Genomic DNA, 18,349 nt, shown 5'->3' with positions numbered 1-18,349 from the left:
CGTTCTTCTCCAGAGGGGTCAGGATTGTTGAGATGCCGCCTGTTCAAACAGCGCGCGGCGACGCAAGAAAGCGCCTGAAGGCGGCGCAAGATAAATAACGCTGCGGTCGCGGTTGATCTCCTGCCAGCGATGGCAGGCCACCTGACGTCCGCCGTCCAGCACCTGCATGATTGGCTCGCGCTGCGTGCATTCTTCATTAGCGTGCGGGCAACGGGTGTGGAAACGGCAGCCGCCCGGAGGGTCGGAAGGATTCGGTAAGTCGCCCTGCAGTAAAGGAGCCTGCCGCGGCGCGCCGGGCTGCATGCGGGGAGCCGAAGCGATCAGCGCCTGGGTATAGGGATGCAGGGGCGCATCAAAAATGTCATCGACGTGGGCCAGCTCGACAATCTGGCCGAGATACATCACCGCCACGCGGTCGCTCATATGGCGAATCACCGCCAGCCCGTGGGCGACGATAATCATCGTCAGGCCGAACTGCTCCTTGAGGCTCTCCAGCAGGTTCACCACCTGCGCCTGCACGGAGACGTCCAGCGCCGAAACCGGCTCATCGCCCAGCAGCAGCTTCGGGCCGGAGGCCAGCGCGCGGGCAATGCCGATACGCTGGCGCTGGCCGCCGGAAAATTCGTGCGGATAGCGCCGGGCCCAGGCCGCGGGCAGGCCCACCGTTTTCAACAGCTCGGCCACGCGGTGCGTGCGGTCCGCCTTGCTCATGTTCTGGTGCAGCCACAGCGGCTCGCCCACGATGTCTTCAACCGTCATGCGCGGGTTGAGCGAGGCAAAGGGGTCCTGAAAGATGATTTGCAGCTCGCGGCGCAGCTGGTTCAGGCGCGCGGCGTTCACCCGGGTAATCTCTTCGCCCTGATAAAAAACCTGTCCCTGGGTCGGGGCCAGCAGGCGCAGCAGCAGCCGGCCGAGGGTGGATTTCCCCGAGCCGGACTCGCCGACGATCGCCAGCGTTTCACCCGGCCAGACTTTTAGCGAAATGCGATCCACCGCCGTTACCTGCGTGTTGCGGGCGAACAGGCGCTTTGGCCCGGCAAAGGCTTTGCTTAATTCGAGACATTCAAGAATCGGCGTCGTCATGCGATTTCTCCCAGCGCGATGTGCTGTTCAAGAGGCGCCCGGAAGCAGGCGACCTGGTGATGGGGCCCCATGTTTTGCAGCGCGGGCTTGTGCTGGTGACAGCGGGTTTCGGCAAAGGGGCAGCGGGTGGCGAAGCGGCAGCCTTTCGGCATCGCCTCCGGCAAAGGAACGGAGCCGGGGATGGTGGCAAGCGCGCCCTTGCGTGCGCCCAGCGAAGGAATAGACGCCATCAGGCCGATGGTGTAAGGGTGCTGCGGATCGGCAAAAATCGTCTCCACGCTGCCGCTTTCCACCACCTGCCCGGCATACATCACGGCGACGTGCTGGGCGACTTCCGCTACCACTCCCAGATCGTGGGTGATCATCAGCACCGCCGTGCCGGTTTCTTCTTTCAGGGTATTGAGCAGGGAGAGGATCTGCGCCTGGATAGTGACGTCGAGCGCGGTGGTCGGCTCATCGGCAATCAGCAGCTGCGGATGGTTGATCAGCGCCATGGCGATCATCACGCGCTGGCGCATGCCGCCGGAAAGCTGATGTGGATATGCCTTCAGGCGCATGGCCGCGGCCGGGATCTGTACTTTTTCAAGGATCGCCTGCGCCGCGGCCATCGCTTCACGGCGGTTCACTTTGCGATGGCGCATTACCGCTTCGCTCAGCTGATCGCCCAGCGTAAAGGCCGGGTTCAGCGAGGTCATCGGCTCCTGGAAAATCATCGCCAGCTGGTTGCCGCGAATATCCGCGTATTCACGGGGCGACAGGCTGCGCAGATCGTAATGGTTGAACTGCATCTCCCCGCTGACGATCTGCGCGCTGGCCGGCAGCAGGCCCATCAGCGCAAGCGACGTAATGCTTTTGCCGCAGCCGGACTCCCCCACCAGCGCCAGCGTTTCCCCGGCTTTGAGCGTCAGGGTGATGCCGTCCAGCACGCTGACCGGCGAGCCGCTAAATTTTACGTTCAGGTTGCGCAGACGCAGGACCGGCGCCGGCGGATTCAGAGGGATCGTCGTCATAGGCTGGTGCTTTCCTGATGGTTGATGGCCTGAATAAGCGCCTGCTGCAAATCAAGCAGGTGTTCGTGCATCGCGGCGGCCCGCTTCCACGGGCTGGCGCGCGGCAATATGTTTGAGGATGTTCTGGTGATGATCGTCATAGCGGGTGACGCGTGCGGGCGTGCGGGCAAGCTCGCGCAGGTGCTGCCAGCTCGGCTCGCGGCGCACGGCATCGATGGCGTCGAACAGGCCGAGCATCAGGCGGTTGCCGGCGGCCTCGGCAATGGCGCGGTGAAAGGCGCTGTCCCACAGCTCGTTGAGATCCGGGTCGCTCGGGCTGACCTGTTCGATGCGCTCAATCAGGCGCGCCATGAGGGCGATTTGCTCCCCGGTGGCGCGTAACGCCGCGAGGCGGGCAAGTCCAGGCTCAAGCTGGAGGCGCGCTTCCATCACCTCATGCAGATTGGTTTGCTGCAGCAGGCCCTGCAGTGCCAGAGGCTCCACGGGAGCGGCAGGGCCGATAAAAGTGCCTTTACCCTGCTTGCGCCAGATGCGCCCTTCTTCTTCCAGCACGTCCAGCGCGCGGCGGATTTCACGGCGTCCGACGCCCAGGCGTTCGCTCAGCTCGCGCTCGGTCGGTAACGAAATCCCCGGCGTTGATTCATGGGTGTGGATCAACGCACGCAGCTGTTCTAACGCGGAACTGGAATTTGCCAGAAACCGGGAGGTTTTTGTCATGCGGTTGCCTGCTATCGTCGGGTCATAAATTTTATTTATATTTCTTAAACAATAAGTTATGAGCCGCAGGCCCAATGCTTATCCTGCTAATGACTTGCAATACTCGAACCAATTTCTGAATGGTTCGCAAAAAACCCGGCGAGAAAATTTAACTCATTAATTTTGTTGCATAAAAAATTAATAGTATTGGTTCAATATGCATAGAGCGCGGTTTAACCCGCGCGGAAAATGCACAACAATAGTGCAAATAACGCACCATGGTTGTGCATTTGTTAATTTAATGGTTCAAGATGATGCACACTTGTTTATTAAATGTTAAATACCACCGCGCGATCGCAGAGATCGCGCAGCGGTATCCAAAAACTCTGGAGAAAAGACTCAGGAGGCTTCGGGTAAACGACGGCGTGACGGACGTAACCGGGAATTGAAGAGGATATTGAGCGTAAAAGCCGCAAGGCAGGTAGCGCTGATGCCTGAATGCAGCAGCGTGTGCACCCAGTCGGGGAACCGATCGTAGAAGGTCGGCATCACAATCGGGATCATGCCGAACGCCAGCGCGGTGGCGACCACCACCAGGTTCATATTCTCCCTGTAGTCCACTTTTGCCAGCGTGCGGATACCGCTTGCCGCCACGGAACCAAACAGCACGACGCCCGCGCCGCCCAGCACCGGCATCGGAATGCAGGCGATAATCCGCCCCAGCACCGGCAGCAAACCCAGCGCCACGAGAACCATCCCGCCCGCGCTTACCACAAAGCGGCTTTTAATGCCCGTCAGGGCAACCAGGCCGATGTTCTGCGCGAAGGCGCTTTGCGGAAACGAGTTGAATAGCGGGGCGATGGCGCTGGTGAGCATATCGGCGCGCAGACCGTTAGCGATGCGCTTACCGCTTACCTCCGTGCCGACGATTTCGCCAATCGCCATCAGCCCGGCGGTGGTTTCGGTCAGCAGCACCAGGACTATCAAAAACATTGAAAGGATCGCCGCCCCGTCAAAAACGGGCGCGCCGAAGGCAAAGATCGTCGGCATGGCCACCCAGTCGCCCTGCGTCACGCCGCTGAAATCCGCTTTCCCGGTCGCTACCGCCGCCAGGGTGCCGATGACCATTGCCGCCAGCACCGCAATGCGCGTTACGCTGCCGCGCCCGAGGCGGTTAAGCAGCAGAATCACGCCAAGGGTCAATGCCGCAAGGCCGATATTCGCAGGCGATCCCCAGTCCGCCGCCTTCATATTGCCGCCCATCGCCCAGCGCGCGGCAACCGGCATCAGCGACAGGCCGATAACGGTGATCACGCAGCCGGTCACCACCGGCGGGAAAAAGCGAATAATCTGGGCGAAAAAGGGCGTGATCAGCAGGCCAAGCAGGGACGAGGCGATAACCGCGCCAAACACCACCGGCAGCCCGCCGCCGGTCACCAACGTCACCATCGTGGCCACGCCCGCGAAGGAGACGCCCTGCACCAGCGGCAAACGCGAGCCGAAAAAAGGAATGCCAAGCGACTGAAGCAGGGTCGACAGCCCGCTGATAAACAAGGCGGCGGTGACCAGCAGGCCGATATCAGCCGCGTCCAGCCCCGCGGCGCTGCCGATAATCAGCGGCGGGGCGATGATGCCGCCGTACATCGTCAGCACATGCTGTAGTCCCCAGGCAAAGCTTTTCACCGCCGGGTAACGCTGGTCTTCCGGGCGCGCGCAGGCGCTATTATTCTGTTTCATGCAGCCCTTCCGTTTGTGAGTGAATTCAACTGCCGCGATAGGTTGACCACGACCAGGGGGAAATCAGAAACGGCAGGTGATAGTGTCCGCCGCTTTCAGGAATAACGAAATCAATCTGCGCCGTGGGATACAGCGTTTCGCGCAGCGTGGCCGCAAAATAAAGGCCGATTTCCGCCGTCAGGCGATAGCGCCCCGCAGCCAGCGGAGCGGAAACGAGATCTTTTAAACGCCCGTCGGCATCCGTCTGCCCTTCGCCAATGATTTCCCAGCCGTCGGCAAACTGATATTCAAGACGGATGGCAACCCCGACGGCGGGCTTGCCAAGGGCGGTATCTAACACGTGGGTGCTAAGCTTGCTCATCGGGCAAAGACTCCTTCAAGACGCAGCAAGGTAATCTGACGCAGCTGTTCGAGCGCCTCGGTTTCCTCCCGCTCGGGTGAATTTTTCAAACGGCGATGCAGCTCCGCGAGGATCTCTTCCCCGCTGCGGCCTTTGGCGCGAATTAAAAACACGCGCCCGAAGCGGGCTTCGTATTCGCGGTTTCCCCTGGCCAACGCGAGCGCTAAGGCGTCATTTTGGGTATTGACCGCCGCCTGCTCGCCGCGGGAAAGCGACGCTTCCCGGCTGCCGCCCTGCGCTTTTTCGCCAATGCGGGGATGCGCGGCAAGCGCGCGGCGCAGATCGTTGCCATCCCAGCCATGGCTGAGCTGCGCGGCTCTTGCTAACAGCGCGTTTAGCGAATCGTAAGGGCGGGCCGCCGCAACGCCTTTTGCCCATTCCGGCAGGGCAACGCATGGCGCAATCAAATCAAGCGCATCGGTTTCTGTGCCAAGATTAAACGCCTCAAGGGGCGAGCGGGCCAGATGAACAACCGCCTGCGTATAGGCCTGTACGGCCAGCGCCACGTCCGCGGCGATAACGGACTCCGCCGGATGATGGCTAATGCCGCGGTCGCAGCGGACAAACAGCATGCCCACCGGCCAGCGTTCCGCGATAGCGATAGCGTCGTGCCCCGCGCCGCTCGGCAGCGACAGGCTTCTTCCCTGCACGGCCCTCCACCGAGGCGCTTAATTTTCTTTGCAGCGCGGCATCGCATGGCGTGGCGGGAATGGCATAGTAGGTTTCGGCGCTGAATGACACGCCGCGACGCGCCGCAATGCTTTCTCCTTCCCGCAGCAGCAGCCCGAACAGGGTTTCAAGGCTGTCATCCTGCGGGCTGCGGATATCCAGGGTGAGATGCGCATCGCCCGGAATCACGTTTACCGCCCCCGGCGCGCACTGCAGCGTGCCGACGGTGGCGACCAAATCCGGCCCCTGCTCGCGCGTGGCGCTCTCGATAAAGGTCATCCATTCCGCGGCGGCGGCCAGCGCGTCTTTGCGAAGGGACATCGGCACGGTTCCGGCGTGTCCTGCCTCGCCGCTAAACCGGCAGTTTAAACGGCGGGCGCCGTTAATGGCCGTGACCACGCCGAGGGCTAGATTTTCCCGCTCCAGCACCGGCCCCTGCTCAATGTGCAGCTCCAGATAGGCGCTGAACGCCTCCGGCTGGCGGGCCGCATGGCCGATACGCGAAGGGTCCAGGCCGGCGTTGAGCAGCGCCTGCGCTACGCTAATCCCCGCCGCATCTTCACAGGCAAGCCAGCTTTCCGGCCAGCCACCGGTTACTCCCCGGCTCCCCAATAGCGTGATGCCAAAACGCGTGCCTTCCTCATCGCCGAAGCCGACGATTTCTACCGCCTGCTCCAGCTGCAGGCCGTGCTGGTAAAGAAAGGCGACGACCTCAAGCGCGCTCAGCACGCCTAACATGCCGTCGTAGCGTCCGGCGTTGCGTACGGTATCGAGGTGCGAACCAAGCAAAATGGCGGGCGCGCCTTCGGTCGAGCCTTCGTAGCGGCCGCAGATATTGCCCACGGCGTCCTGCCAGGTGGTCATGCCGATCTGCTCCATCCAGCCGGCAACCAGATGGTTCGCGCGTAAATGCTCCGGCGAGAGGTAAACGCGCGTCAGCGCGTCCGGCGTTTCGCTTATTGCCGCAAGCTCATCGGCGCGCCGCATCACGCGCCGGGCGGCGGCGTCCGCCTCGGCGGCGTTCATCGTAAGTCTGACCATCAGCGGCTTTCCTGTGCGTAAAGGTTCCACGCCGCCTGCATGGCTGCCCCCTGCGTGGTTTTAAAACCAAGGCGGTTCAGCACGGCCTCCAGCGCCGTCAGCGTCTGCAGCACGCAGTCCTTGCGGGCGTTGTAGCCCATGGTGCCGATACGCCAGATTTTGCCCTGCAGCGGGCCGAAGGAGGTGCCGATTTCGATATGGAAATCTTCCAGCAGCAGCCTGCGAACCTCTTCGCCATTTACCGCAGACGGGATCACCACGCCCAGGACGTTGTTCATTTTGTGCCGCAGGTCGCCGAAGGTTTCCAGCCCCATGCCCTGAATCCCGGCGACTAACGCCCGGCCGTGCAGCTGGTGGCGGGCAATGCCCTGCTCCAGCCCTTCTTCCAGCAGCACGCGCGCGCATTCGCGGGCGGCGAATAACATGCTGGTGGCTTCGGTATGGTGGTTCAGGCGCTCCGGCCCCCAGTAATCCATCACCATGCCGAGGTCGAAATAGTTGGAGTAGATCATTTCGTCGTCGCCGTCCTGATGCAAAGCGGTGCGAATGCCCTCCTCCACGCATTTGCGGCGGCGGATCGCCTCTTCCATTTTCGGGCTAATGGTAATCGGCGAGCTGCCGGACGGGCCGCCAAGGCACTTCTGTAACCCGGCGGACACCGCGTCCAGCCCCCAGGCGTCGGTTTCCAGCGCGTTGCCGCCAAACGAGGCGGTGGCGTCCGTATAAAACAGCACATCGTGACGGCGACAAATCTCGCCCAGCTCCGCCAGCGGCTGCAGCATGGTCGTCGAGGTGTCGCCCTGCACCGTCAGCAGCAGGCGCGGCCTGACGGTTTTGATGGCATCCTCAATGCGGTCCGGCGTAAAGACCTCTCCCCACGGCGCTTCGATGGTATGCACCTCCGCGCGGCAGCGGCGGGCGATTTCACACAATAAATGGCCAAAGCGGCCAAACACCGGCACCAGCACTTTATCGCCGGGACGAATAGCGGAAAGCAGAATCGCTTCGATACCCGCACGGGAAGTGCCGTCCACCAGCAGGGTCCAGCGGTTCTGCGTGCGGAACGCTTCGCGGTACAGCACCATCACTTCATTCATATAGCCCGTCATCGCCGGGTCGTACTGCCCGATCAGCTGGCTGGCCATGGCGCGCAGCACGCGCGGGTCGGCGTTGATCGGCCCCGGCCCCATTAGCAGGCGGTGCGGCGGGTTAATCTGTGAATAAGCCTGGATATCGAACATGGCGGTTCCTTTTACTCTGCTTGAAACAAAAGATTCTTAATGAAAGGTTTTGCAACTAATGTGCCAGCCAGGGATAAAGGCGGCAAGGCAGGAAAAACGGATTTACAGGGCGTTCAGGCGACGGCGCCGCCTGAGGATAAAAAGAGTATGAACCAGAATGGTTCACTGCGGATGTGCAAACGCACCGCCGCGGTGCGCTAGCGCTGCTCTAACTCTTCCAGCTCGTTATACAGCTCGGCGATGTGATGGATACGCTGGCGGCCGGTGGCGAGCGCTTCATGCAGCACCGCATTAGACAGCAGGTTAACCAGGCTCATGGCGCTGCTGTAGCTGTCGAAGGCCGACACGCTTTCCAGCGGCGCGGCGAGGTGCCAGCTGGCAAGCGACGCCAGGCCCGACGCCTGCGTCTCGCTCATCACCAGCAGCGGAATGCCCCGCTCATGCAGATTAGCCAGCAGCGGCCTGATGATGCGCGGGCGGCGGCGGAACGCTATCGCCACCACGCAATCGCGCTCGCTGATGTCCACCAGCTCTTCCGCCAGCGTCTGGCCCGGCTGGGGGAGCAGATACACATCGCTGCGGCTTTGCAAAAGCTGCTGGCGCAGGTGCGTCGCTACCGGCCAGGAATTGCGCAGGCCGATAATAAAAATGCGCCTGGCGTTTACCAGCGCCGAAACGGTGGCCGCAAACTGCTGCGCATCCAGCGCGTTCACCCAGTGGGTTAAGTTCGCCATCTCCTGTTTGTAGTGCCGCGCCAGCAGCGTATTGCCCTGCACCGCGTCCCGGTTTTCCGTCAGCGGCATGCCGCTTTGGCGCAGGGTGCGCAGCTCATCGCGCATATCTTTGTAACGATCGTAGCCCAGGCGTTTAAACAGGCGGCTTACCGTCGCTTTTGATACGCCCGAAAGACGCGCCAGCTCGGCGCTGTTATAGCTAATCAGGTCATCGAAATGATCGACGATAAATGCCGCAACCCTTTGTTCCTGAGGAGAAAGGTGTTCGTAGGCGGCGCGCAGCCGCTCATCTAACTGTTTCATGGCGATCCCTGTAACTTTTGTTTCATGCGAGCCTGACACACCGCAACGATCCTCGTCAACCTGGAACATCTCTTGCTTGGGTTAACGCCACGCCCCGAACCGAAGAGAAAAAAGATGATGCAAAGTAATATGGCTCCCTCGGGTATGGCGGTAACGCCGCACCACCTCGCCAGTGAAACGGCGCTTTCCGTATTACGGCACGGCGGAGACGCCATCGAAGCCATGGTGGCGGCGGCCGCGACCATCGCGGTGGTTTATCCGCATATGAACGGCATTGGCGGCGATGGATTCTGGCTTATCGTGCCGCCAGAAGGCGAGCCCGTGGCCATTGACGCCAGCGGCGCTGCGGGATCGCTCGCAACTTTTGATTTTTATGCCGGGGAGCGGGTTATTCCTCACCGCGGGCCGAAGTCTGCCCTGACCGTGCCCGGTACGCTCAGCGGCTGGCAGGAGGCGCTGAAGGTTTCCGCGCAGCTGGGAGGCGGCCGTCTGCCGCTTTCCCGGCTGCTGGCCGACGCCATTCGCTACGCCGCCGACGGCATCCCCGTTACGCGGTCCCAGGCGAAGGCCACGCACGATAAATACGACGAGCTGGTCAACATCCCCGGTTTTGCGCAGACGTTTTTATCGCGCGGAGAAATTCCACGGGCGGGCAGCCGCTTTACGCAGCCAAAACTGGCAGAGACATTGGCCCGTCTCACCGTCGAAGGGCTGGAGAGCTTTTACCGCGGCCCGCTGGCGGCGCTGATGGCGGAAGAACTTCAAGAGCTGGGCATGCCGATAACCTATCAGGATCTTGCCGCCCAGCGCGCAAAACGGCGTATTCCTCTGCATCTGAGCCACCAGCAGGGCGATATTTATAATATGACGCCGCCGACCCAGGGGCTGGTTTCGCTGGCGATTCTCGGCATCACCGATAATTTAGCCATGGCGGACGCCGACGAGGCGCAAACCGTTCACCGCATTGTGGAAGCCACCAAAAAAGCCTTCGCGCTTCGCGATCGCTACATCACCGATCCGCGTCATATCACCACCTCCATTCAGAGCCTTTTGGAGCCGGAACCGCTCGCGGCGCTCGCCGCAGACATCGACGATGGCCAGGCCGCGGCCTGGGGAACCGGCAAAGGTCCGGGCGACACGGTATGGATGGGCGTGATTGATAATAGCGGGCTGGCGGTGTCGTTTATCCAGAGCATCTACCACGAATTCGGCAGCGGCGTGGTACTGCCGAAAAGCGGCGTGCTGTGGCAAAACCGCGGCGCGGCCTTCAGCCTCGATCCCGGGCATCTGCTCGCGCTTGCTCCCGGCAAACAACCTTTTCACACGCTGAATCCTGCGGCGGCACGTCTCGCCGACGGTCGCACTATGGTTTACGGCTCAATGGGCGGCGACGGACAGCCGCAAACCCAGGCGGCGATTTTTACCCGGCACGTAGTACAGGGTATGCCGCTGCAGGAAGCGGTGAGCGCCCCGCGCTGGCTGCTCGGCAGAACCTGGGGCCAGGCGTCCGACAGCCTGAAGCTGGAAGGCCGATTCAACGAACAAACTTTCGCAACGCTTCGCAGTCTGGGTCACGAAGTTGAAGCGCTGCCCGATTTTAGCGAAGCGGTTGGGCACGCGGGCGCCATTGTGCGCCACACCAACGGTATGCTCGAAGGAGCCTACGATCCCCGCAGCAACGGCAGCGCCGCCGGATTTTAAGGAGCTAACTATGTCTCAATCCTTCGACTGGTCCACCTACATCAGCCTGATGGAGCAACTGCTGGACGTTCCCTTAAACGACGAACGTCGCGAAGAGCTGGCGGTGCAGCTCGCCCGCATTGCCGCCATGGCCGGGCCGCTGCTGGCCTTCGAGCTGCCGCAGCGCCAGGAAGTCGCCGGGGTCTATAAGCTATGAACCTATTGTCGATCCGCGAGATACAGCAGGGCCTGGCGCAGGGAAGCTTTTCAGCCCGTGAGCTCGCCCAGCGTTCTTTAGCCGCCATCGAGCAGGCTAACCCGTCGGTCAACGCTTTTACCGCCCTGACGCCGAAGCGCATGCTGGATGAAGCCGCTGCTATTGACCGGTTGCGGGCGCGGGGCGAAACCCTGCCGCCGCTGGCGGGCGTGCCCTATGCGGTAAAAAACCTGTTTGATATTCAGGGAATGACGACGCTTGCCGGGGCGGAATTATTCAGCAACGATCCCCCGGCCGCGGCGGATGCCTTTGCCATTCGCCAGCTGCAGGCGGCCGGCGCGACCTTAGCCGGCGCGCTGAATATGGACGCTTATGCCTACGGCTTCACCACGGAAAACAGCTATTACGGCGCGACGCGCAATCCCCGGGATCTTTCCAGAATCGCCGGCGGCTCTTCCGGCGGTTCGGCGGCGGCCGTCGCGGCGGGGTTAGTCAGCTTTACGCTGGGCACCGATACTAACGGTTCGATCCGTGTTCCTGCCTCGCTGTGCGGCGTGCTGGGCTTAAAGCCCACCTTTGGCCGGCTTTCCCGCAGCGGCAGCCAGCCGTTTGTCGCAAGCCTCGATCATATCGGCCCGCTGGCGCGCAGCGTTGACGACCTTGCGCTGGTTTACGACGCCCTTCAGGGCGCCGATAGCGCAGACGGTTTTCAGGCCGCGCGTCCAGCGGAACCGGCGGCTGGCAAGCTGACGGACGCAGGCGGCTTGCGCTGCGCGGTGCTCGGCGGCTTTTTTGAAACCTGGTGCGACAGCGTGGCGAAAAATGCCGTTGCAACCGTTGCCGGAGCGCTTAAAGCCGAGGAAAGCATTACCTTGCCGCAAGCCGAACTGGCGCGCTCCGCGGCCTTTGTGCTGACCGCGGCCGAAGGAGGCAACCATTATCTGCCCGCGCTGCGCGCCCGGGCGGAACGCTTCGAGCTTAATTCCCGCGAGCGCCTGTTAGCCGGGGCGATGACGCCCTCGGCATGGTACACTCAGGCACAGCGTTTCCGCGCCTGGTTCCGCGACCAGACTCTGCCACTCTTCGATCGGTTTGACGTATTAATCGCACCCGCAACGCCGGGCTGCGCGTCTTTTATCGGTCAACAGACGATGCAAATCAACGGCGTAGATCTGCCGGTGAAAGCCAGTATGGGAATGCTCGCCCAGCCGATTTCATTTCTGGGTTTACCGGTGGTCACGGTGCCTTTAGCGGGCGCCGGCGGCCTGCCCGTCGGCATACAGCTCATCGCCGCGCCCTGGCGTGAAGAGGTGTGCCTGCGCGCTGCCCGACTGCTTGAATTGCAGGGAATCCTTGATGTGAAGGTGAATTAAATGACGCGTGACAATATTGACCGTCCGGCCATTCTTAACGAGGTGCGGGCGGCGTTTTATCGCTATGAGCAGGCATTGATTAGCAATGATATCGCCGTGCTGGACGAGCTTTTCTGGGACGACGCCCGCACCGTTCGCTACGGCGTGACGGAGAATCTGTACGGCATCGAGCAGATTCGCGCCTTCCGCACGGCCCGCTCGTCGCAGGGGCTGGAAAGGCTGCTGGATAACACCACCATCACCACCTACGGCGATGATATGGCGGTGGCGAGCACCGAGTTTACCCGCGACGGCAGCGAAAGAATCGGCCGCCAGATGCAAACGTGGGTGAAATTCCCCTACGGCTGGCGCATCGTGGCGGCGCATGTCAGTTTGATGGGGTAATCATTCACCGCAGCAGTCGGATGGCGCTGCGCTTATCCGACCTGCAAATCCCGCTAAACTCTACCTGCCGTTGAACGGATGCGTCCGCGCCCAATGCTGCGCGATATCCTGCCGACGGCAAATCCACGCGTCGTCAAACTGCTGCACATAATCCAGAAAACGCTGCAAAGCGCGAAAGCGCCCCGGCCGGCCCAGCAGTCGGCAGTGCATGCCGATCGACATCATCTTCGGCGCGGTTTCGCCCTCTTCATACAGCACGTCGAAGCTGTCTTTCAGATAGGTATAAAACTGCTCGGCGGTGTTAAAACCCTGCGCGGTGGCGAAGCGCATGTCGTTGGCGTCAAGCGTATAGGGCACGATAAGGTGCGGCTTTACCGTACCGTCTTCGCAGGCCACTTCGCTCCAGAACGGCAGGTCGTCCCCGTAGTAGTCGCTGTCATAGAGAAAGCTGCCGTTTTCCGCCACCAGCCGCCGGGTGTTCGGGCTGTCGCGGCCGGTGTACCAGCCGAGCGGCTTGCTGCCGAACAGGTCGCTGAGGATTTCAATGGCCTGATGCATATGCTGGCGTTCGGTGGCGGCGTCCAGGTTTTGATAGTGGATCCAGCGCCAGCCGTGGCTGACGACGTCGTAATCCGCGGCCTTAATGGCTTCGACAATATCCGGATTGCGCGCCAGCGCCATGGCCACGCCGAATATGGTCATGGGCAGGCCGCGCTTTTGAAACTCGTTGTGGATGCGCCAGAAACCCGCGCGCGAGCCATATTCGTAGAGGGAATCCATCGACATATGGCGATCCGGGTAGCTGGCGGCGCCGATAATATCGGAAAGAAACTGCTCGGAGCCGCTGTCGCCGTGCAGCACGTGGTTCTCCGCGCCTTCTTCGAAGTTCAGCACGAACTGTACGGCGATACGGGCTTTGCCGGGCCACCGCGCGTGCGGCGGATTACCGGCGTAGCCTTTCATGTCACGAGGATAGTTTTCGGTAAAGTTATAGCTTTTTTTCGGTACGGCTTGCATGGTTCGATCCTTTCTCAGGGCCGAGCCCGAACATCAACTCAGCATGTCAAAACAGCCCGATAGCGGCTTTTTATTCGGATACGCGAGATCGCCGTATTTACTGGTGCCCAGGCCAAGAGCGATAAGGGATTCCACCATTTTTACCGCGGCGGTGACGCCGTCGATAACCGGCACGCCCAGCTCGGCCGTCAGCTCCCGCGCCAGGTTGGCCATTCCTCCGCAGCCCAGCACGATGGCTCCGCTGTTATCTTCCTTTATGGCCCGTATACAGCGCTCGCGCACCTTTTGCTGAGCAAGACCCGTGCCATCTTCTAAAGCCAGCACCGGCAGGTCGATGGCATGAAGCGCGGCGCAGTGGTGTTCAAAGCCGTACTGGCGCAGCAGATGCCGGGCGATGATCAAAGTGCGCGGCAAAGTGGTGACAACGGAAAAGCGCGTGGCAACCAGCGTAGCGGTATGCATGGCGGCCTCCGCAATACCGATAACCGGGCCGCTCGCCAGCTCACGCGCCGCCAGCAGGCCAGGATCGCCAAAGCAGGCGATCACGTGCCCGCTTACGCCCTGCTGTTTGCCAAGCTTGATTTGTTCCAGCACGCCGACGGCGGCGATAGCTTCGTCAAAATGCCCCTCGATAGACTCCACGCCCTGGGACGGACAAACCGCGATAATTTTGCTGGTCGCTGCGGCGACGCCGCGCGCCGCTTCGGCGATGGTGCGCGTCATCGCCGCGTTAGTGTTGGGATTGATAACCTGAATCAAATGTTGCGTCATGCTCGCTCCTGTTGGTGTCGTTGCCCCGTTTTACAGCCCCACTCCCGGGCACGCCTGCTTTTTTTGCACTGTGATAATGCACGTATTGCGCTTATAAAGCGCTATTAAGGCATCAGTAAGCGCTGCAAACCCATTTGTTCCTTAAAAATTGCAACCTGGCCTGGTTCATGCAACGAAAGTTGCAGACATTCCGTCCGCATCTGTTTTTCTAAAAGGAGCAGATTTCATGCCAAACATTGAACACAGCGCCACAGCCCTGCCAGAGAACCCAAACGCCGGTTACAGTCCACGCCTGTGTAACGACGATCTGGCGCCGACGCGCAGCCAGAGCTGGTCCTGGTACAATATTTTTTCTTTCTGGATGTCCGATGTGCACAGCATGGGCGGCTACGTGGTCGCCGCCAGCTTCTTCACCCTCGGGCTGGCGAGCTGGCAGGTGCTGCTTTGCCTGCTGGTGGGGATTTGCATCGTGCAGCTGTGCGCAAACCTGGTTGCCAAACCCAGCCAGATGGCCGGCGTGCCCTACGCGGTGATTTGCCGCCAGGCGTTTGGCGTATTCGGCGCGAATATCCCGGCGGTCATACGCGGGCTTATCGCCTTTGCCTGGTACGGCATACAAACCTGGCTTGCGGCCAACGCGTTGATGCTGGTGATACTGAAGTTCTGGCCGTCGCTTGCGCCGATGACCGCCGGACATTTCCTCGGCCTTTCGCATCTGGGCTGGGTTTGCTTCGGCATTATGTGGGTGCTTCAGGCCATGGTCTTCTGGCACGGTATGAACGCCATTAAGCGCTTTATAGATATCGCCGGGCCTGCGGTTTACGTAGTGATGATGGCGCTGGCCGGCTGGATTTTGTATCAAACCGGCTTCGAAGGGATTTCCTTTACCCTTGCCAGCAAGCAGCTCACCTCCGGCGAACAGGCGTGGCAAATGCTGACCGCAACCGCGCTGGTGGTTTCGTATTTCTCCGGGCCGCTGCTGAACTTCGGGGACTTCTCCCGCTACGGTAAAAGCATGAAGGAGATCCGCCGCGGCAACCGCTGGGGGCTGCCGTTTAACTTCCTGCTGTTCTCGATTGTCACCGTGGTTATCGTCTCCGGCACCCAGTCGCTGTTTGGCAAAATGATCACCGATCCTATCGAAACCGTAAGCCACGTGGGCAACAGCCTCGCCATGGCGATTGGCCTGCTGACGATGATCACCGCCACCATCGGCATTAATATCGTCGCCAACTTCGTGTCGCCCGCTTTCGATTTCTCTAACTGTTCGCCGCAGAAAATCAGCTTCCGCACCGGCGGGATGATCGCCGCGGTGGGTTCCGTGCTGCTCACGCCGTGGAACCTGTTTCAGTCGCCCGAGCTTATCCATTACACGCTCGACGTGCTGGGCTCCTTTATCGGACCACTGTTCGGCATTCTGCTGACCGACTTTTACATCATCAAGCGCAGCAAGGTCTATGTGGATGATTTATTCGATGACACGCCAAAGGGACGCTACTGGTATAAAAACGGCTTTAATCCAAAAGCGATTGTTGCGCTCGTGCCGTCCGTGGCAGCCTGCCTGACGATAAGCTTTATCCCTTCGCTGCATGAGGTGGCGAACTTCAGCTGGTTTATCGGCGCGTTTTTAAGCTCAGGCTGCTATCGCTGGCTGGCGCGCAGTGAAAAAGAGAGCGGCGCGGCGGGATACTCCGCACAGGTCGCGGTTTCGAAAGAACAGGTTTAAAACCACAGAAACGACAAAGGCCTGAATCATTGCTGATTCAGGCCTTTTGAATTGTGGCGGAACGGACGGGACTCGAACCCGCGACCCCCTGCGTGACAGGCAGGTATTCTAACCGACTGAACTACCGCTCCGCATTGTCCCCCGTCGGGAACGAAGCGGATATTACGGATTGCCCCGCATGCCGTCAACGGTTTTTCTTATAAAGTTAACCGGTTGCCGCAAAAATCGTCTGAATGCTGTTTTTTAAGCCGTTAGCTCAGCTTTCGGCTCGCCACAGGCAGCTTCCGCCCTTTTTCATGACCAGATCCAGCCGCGATTCGTGGGCGGCGATTTCTTCATCGCTGGCCTGAATAACGCGTAATCCCGTCGCGCTGCGCACCACGCGCTGAATGCCGTCGCCGCCCTGCTTTTGCTGAATATCGCCTTCCATGGAAAATTTCAGCGTCGTCTGGCCGCCGGTCATCATCAGATAGACATCGGCCAGAATCTGGGCATCGAGCAGCGCCCCGTGCAGGGTACGTTTGCTGTTGTCTATTTCGTAGCGTGAACACAGGGCGTCGAGGCTGTTGCGCTTGCCCGGGAACATCTTACGCGCCAGCGCCAGGCTATCGGTAACTTTACAGAAGGTGTCGGTTTTAGGGATATCGCGCTTAAGCATGGCGAACTCATAATCCATAAAGCCGATATCAAACGAGGCGTTGTGGATGACGAGTTCCGCGCCGCGAATATACTCCATGAACAAATCAGCAACCTGGTCGAAGGTTGGCTTATCCGCCAGGAATTCGTCAGCGATGCCGTGCACGCCAAAGGCTTCCGGGTCCACCAGCCGGTCGGGCTTCAGGTAGACGTGGAAGTTATTGCCGGTCAGGCGTCGGTTAATCACCTCAACCGCCCCGATTTCAATAATGCGATGGCCTTCGTAGTGAGCACCGATCTGGTTCATACCGGTGGTTTCCGTATCGAGGACGATCTGTCGTGTAATAGCTGTGCTCATAGCGCTCGTTTATGTCAGACTTGGCTTTTTAATCACAGGAAGTCTACCAGAGATGCGTAAACAGGTAGAAATTTTCACCGATGGATCTTGCCTCGGCAATCCCGGTCCGGGTGGGTATGGTGCCATTTTACGGTACAAACAGCATGAAAAAGTCTTCAGCGTTGGCTATCGTCTGACCACCAACAACCGCATGGAAATGATGGCGGCCATCGTCGCGCTTGAGGCGCTCATTGAGCCTTGCGACATCGTGCTCAGCACCGACAGCCAGTATGTGCGCCAGGGGATCACGCAGTGGATCCACAACTGGAAAAAGCGCGGCTGGAAAACCGCGGAGAAGAAACCGGTAAAAAACGTCGATTTATGGCAGCGCCTGGACGCGGCGCTTAGCGAGCACAACATCACCTGGGAGTGGGTAAAGGGCCACGCCGGCCACCCGGAAAACGAGCGCTGCGACGAACTGGCGCGCGCCGCGGCGTCGAACCCTACTCTTGAGGATGTTGGCTATCTACCGGACGCGAAGAGTTAACCCCTTCACGATACTGGCGCGTAGCGCCTACCGCCGAGCGAATTGGCGATTTCGCCTTGCGGTTTTTCAGCGGGTTTAACGTCAGCGGTAAAGTACGCTTACGCGCCACGATAACATGCATGCACCCTAAAGCCGGAAGGTGGGTGCTAAGCATTTTCCCGCCGTGTTTATGCCACGGCAAAACCTGAAAGCCTCGCTGATACACCACTTCGAAATTAAGCAAAGCCAGCCAGTCAAACTGGCGCATCGGCGTAAACATTCGGCTATTGTAGGGAATGCGTTTACGCAAGAAAGGAATGGTTTTTCCAAGGCCCAGTAAACTTATCGGGTTGAAGCTGCTGATGACGAGCCAGCCATCGTCGATCAATACGCGATCGGCCTCGCGCAGCAGGCCGTGCGGATCCGGGCTCCACGGCAGCGTATGGGCCAGCAGGCAGGCATCGACAGATTTCGCGGCGAAGGGCAAATGCAGCGGATCGGCGTTCACCTGCAGCTGCGCGCCCTGCGGCGCGACGTTCACCTGATGTGAAATAGCGCAGCCGCTGGTATCGATTTCCGCGCTCAGGTTGCCTATTTTAAGCAGGTGAAAGCCAAACATTTTGCCAAGCCACGGGCGCAGCTGATTTTCAAGCGCCTCGCGGTAGTATTCCCCCCAGGGCAATTGTCCCCAGTGATGCGGTGAAGTGAAATTGTCAGGTATCCTTGCCGGTTTCATCACTACCTTCTAATCGCTTTGCCAGGAGATTG

General features: G+C 60.3%; 17 protein-coding genes, 1 tRNA gene and 2 pseudogenes. 6 read left to right on the top strand and 14 right to left on the bottom strand.

Annotated features, from left to right (window positions below; translation table 11 throughout):
* Positions 1–18 precede the first annotated feature (18 nt).
* From WLO32_RS04055 to WLO32_RS04015, 9 genes and pseudogenes are all read right to left on the bottom strand, one after another.
* Complete coding sequence (locus tag WLO32_RS04055) at positions 19–1,083, bottom strand: ABC transporter ATP-binding protein (protein WP_435947267.1); 1,065 nt, start codon at positions 1,081–1,083, stop codon at positions 19–21.
* Entirely contained in the window at positions 1,080–2,093 is a 1,014-nt protein-coding gene (locus WLO32_RS04050) for an ABC transporter ATP-binding protein (protein ID WP_435947266.1), read from the bottom strand. The genes WLO32_RS04055 and WLO32_RS04050 overlap by 4 nt, the downstream gene beginning before the upstream one ends.
* Positions 2,090–2,810: pseudogene (locus tag WLO32_RS04045) on the bottom strand (FadR/GntR family transcriptional regulator). Before WLO32_RS04045 ends, WLO32_RS04050 begins: the two are co-directional and overlap by 4 nt.
* 378 nt (positions 2,811–3,188) lie before the next feature.
* Positions 3,189–4,526 (bottom strand): nucleobase:cation symporter-2 family protein, encoded by a 1,338-nt coding sequence (locus tag WLO32_RS04040; RefSeq protein ID WP_435947265.1) that lies wholly within the window; start codon positions 4,524–4,526, stop codon positions 3,189–3,191.
* Positions 4,527–4,551: 25 nt separating this feature from the next.
* Entirely contained in the window at positions 4,552–4,887 is a 336-nt protein-coding gene (gene uraH / locus WLO32_RS04035; RefSeq protein WP_435947264.1) for a hydroxyisourate hydrolase, read from the bottom strand.
* Positions 4,884–5,390 carry a 2-oxo-4-hydroxy-4-carboxy-5-ureidoimidazoline decarboxylase gene (uraD, locus tag WLO32_RS04030; protein WP_435948242.1) on the bottom strand — a complete coding sequence of 169 codons (507 nt, stop codon included), beginning with the start codon at positions 5,388–5,390 and terminating at the stop codon, positions 4,884–4,886. Before uraD ends, uraH begins: the two co-directional genes overlap by 4 nt.
* A pseudogene (gene hpxK, locus WLO32_RS04025) lies at positions 5,385–6,636 on the bottom strand (allantoate amidohydrolase); the annotation flags it as partial. The pseudogene hpxK and the gene uraD, both read right to left, overlap by 6 nt.
* Positions 6,636–7,877, bottom strand: coding sequence for a pyridoxal-phosphate-dependent aminotransferase family protein (locus WLO32_RS04020; protein WP_435947263.1), 1,242 nt, complete (start codon positions 7,875–7,877; stop codon positions 6,636–6,638). The pseudogene hpxK and the gene WLO32_RS04020, both read right to left, overlap by 1 nt.
* A 197-nt stretch (positions 7,878–8,074) precedes the next feature.
* Positions 8,075–8,914: a MurR/RpiR family transcriptional regulator gene (locus WLO32_RS04015; RefSeq protein ID WP_435947262.1), complete on the bottom strand. Its 840-nt coding sequence runs from the start codon at positions 8,912–8,914 to the stop codon at positions 8,075–8,077.
* Positions 8,915–9,028: 114 nt separating this feature from the next.
* Between WLO32_RS04015 and WLO32_RS04010 the strand changes: the two genes are divergently transcribed.
* Genes WLO32_RS04010 through hpxZ form a run of 4 tightly spaced genes read left to right on the top strand, consistent with a single transcriptional unit; the run spans position 9,029 to position 12,568 of the window.
* Positions 9,029–10,615 carry a gamma-glutamyltransferase family protein gene (locus WLO32_RS04010; protein ID WP_435947261.1) on the top strand — a complete coding sequence of 529 codons (1,587 nt, stop codon included), beginning with the start codon at positions 9,029–9,031 and terminating at the stop codon, positions 10,613–10,615.
* Positions 10,616–10,625: 10 nt separating this feature from the next.
* Positions 10,626–10,811 carry an oxalurate catabolism protein HpxX gene (gene hpxX, locus WLO32_RS04005; RefSeq protein ID WP_435947260.1) on the top strand — a complete coding sequence of 62 codons (186 nt, stop codon included), beginning with the start codon at positions 10,626–10,628 and terminating at the stop codon, positions 10,809–10,811.
* Positions 10,808–12,184 (top strand): AtzE family amidohydrolase, encoded by a 1,377-nt coding sequence (locus WLO32_RS04000; RefSeq protein WP_435947259.1) that lies wholly within the window; start codon positions 10,808–10,810, stop codon positions 12,182–12,184. The genes hpxX and WLO32_RS04000 overlap by 4 nt, the downstream gene beginning before the upstream one ends.
* Positions 12,185–12,568 carry an oxalurate catabolism protein HpxZ gene (hpxZ, locus tag WLO32_RS03995; RefSeq protein ID WP_435947258.1) on the top strand — a complete coding sequence of 128 codons (384 nt, stop codon included), beginning with the start codon at positions 12,185–12,187 and terminating at the stop codon, positions 12,566–12,568.
* Between the two features lie 60 nt (positions 12,569–12,628).
* Here the strand turns inward: hpxZ and puuE are convergent, their stop codons facing one another.
* Together puuE and hpxA are read right to left on the bottom strand one after the other, a co-directional pair.
* Positions 12,629–13,585: an allantoinase PuuE gene (gene puuE / locus WLO32_RS03990; RefSeq protein WP_435947257.1), complete on the bottom strand. Its 957-nt coding sequence runs from the start codon at positions 13,583–13,585 to the stop codon at positions 12,629–12,631.
* 33 nt (positions 13,586–13,618) lie between these two features.
* Complete coding sequence (gene hpxA / locus WLO32_RS03985) at positions 13,619–14,356, bottom strand: allantoin racemase (protein ID WP_435947256.1); 738 nt, start codon at positions 14,354–14,356, stop codon at positions 13,619–13,621.
* Between the two features lie 226 nt (positions 14,357–14,582).
* Between hpxA and WLO32_RS03980 the strand changes: the two genes are divergently transcribed.
* Positions 14,583–16,082, top strand: coding sequence for an NCS1 family nucleobase:cation symporter-1 (locus tag WLO32_RS03980; RefSeq protein WP_435947255.1), 1,500 nt, complete (start codon positions 14,583–14,585; stop codon positions 16,080–16,082).
* A 54-nt stretch (positions 16,083–16,136) separates the two neighbouring features.
* Here the strand turns inward: WLO32_RS03980 and WLO32_RS03975 are convergent.
* Both WLO32_RS03975 and dnaQ read right to left on the bottom strand, forming a co-directional pair.
* Positions 16,137–16,213 (bottom strand) — tRNA-Asp (locus WLO32_RS03975).
* A gap of 125 nt (positions 16,214–16,338) precedes the next feature.
* The gene (gene dnaQ, locus WLO32_RS03970) at positions 16,339–17,076 is read right to left on the bottom strand and encodes a DNA polymerase III subunit epsilon (RefSeq protein ID WP_435947254.1); all 738 of its coding nucleotides are present in this window, start codon (positions 17,074–17,076) and stop codon (positions 16,339–16,341) included.
* Between the two features lie 52 nt (positions 17,077–17,128).
* Between dnaQ and rnhA the strand changes: the two genes are divergently transcribed.
* Positions 17,129–17,602, top strand: a complete 474-nt coding sequence (gene rnhA / locus WLO32_RS03965; RefSeq protein ID WP_435947253.1) for a ribonuclease HI — start codon at positions 17,129–17,131, stop codon at positions 17,600–17,602.
* On the opposite strand, the gene WLO32_RS03960 is transcribed toward rnhA, so the two are convergent.
* Positions 17,559–18,317 (bottom strand): class I SAM-dependent methyltransferase, encoded by a 759-nt coding sequence (locus WLO32_RS03960; RefSeq protein WP_435947252.1) that lies wholly within the window; start codon positions 18,315–18,317, stop codon positions 17,559–17,561. The genes rnhA and WLO32_RS03960 overlap by 44 nt on opposite strands.
* Positions 18,318–18,349 lie beyond the last annotated feature (32 nt).

The sequence above is a fragment of the Dryocola mayonis genome, assembly GCF_051307045.1.
Taxonomy (GTDB): domain Bacteria; phylum Pseudomonadota; class Gammaproteobacteria; order Enterobacterales; family Enterobacteriaceae; genus Dryocola.
Note: the sequence above shows the minus strand (reverse complement) of the source record. Positions and strands in the feature narration are given on the sequence as shown.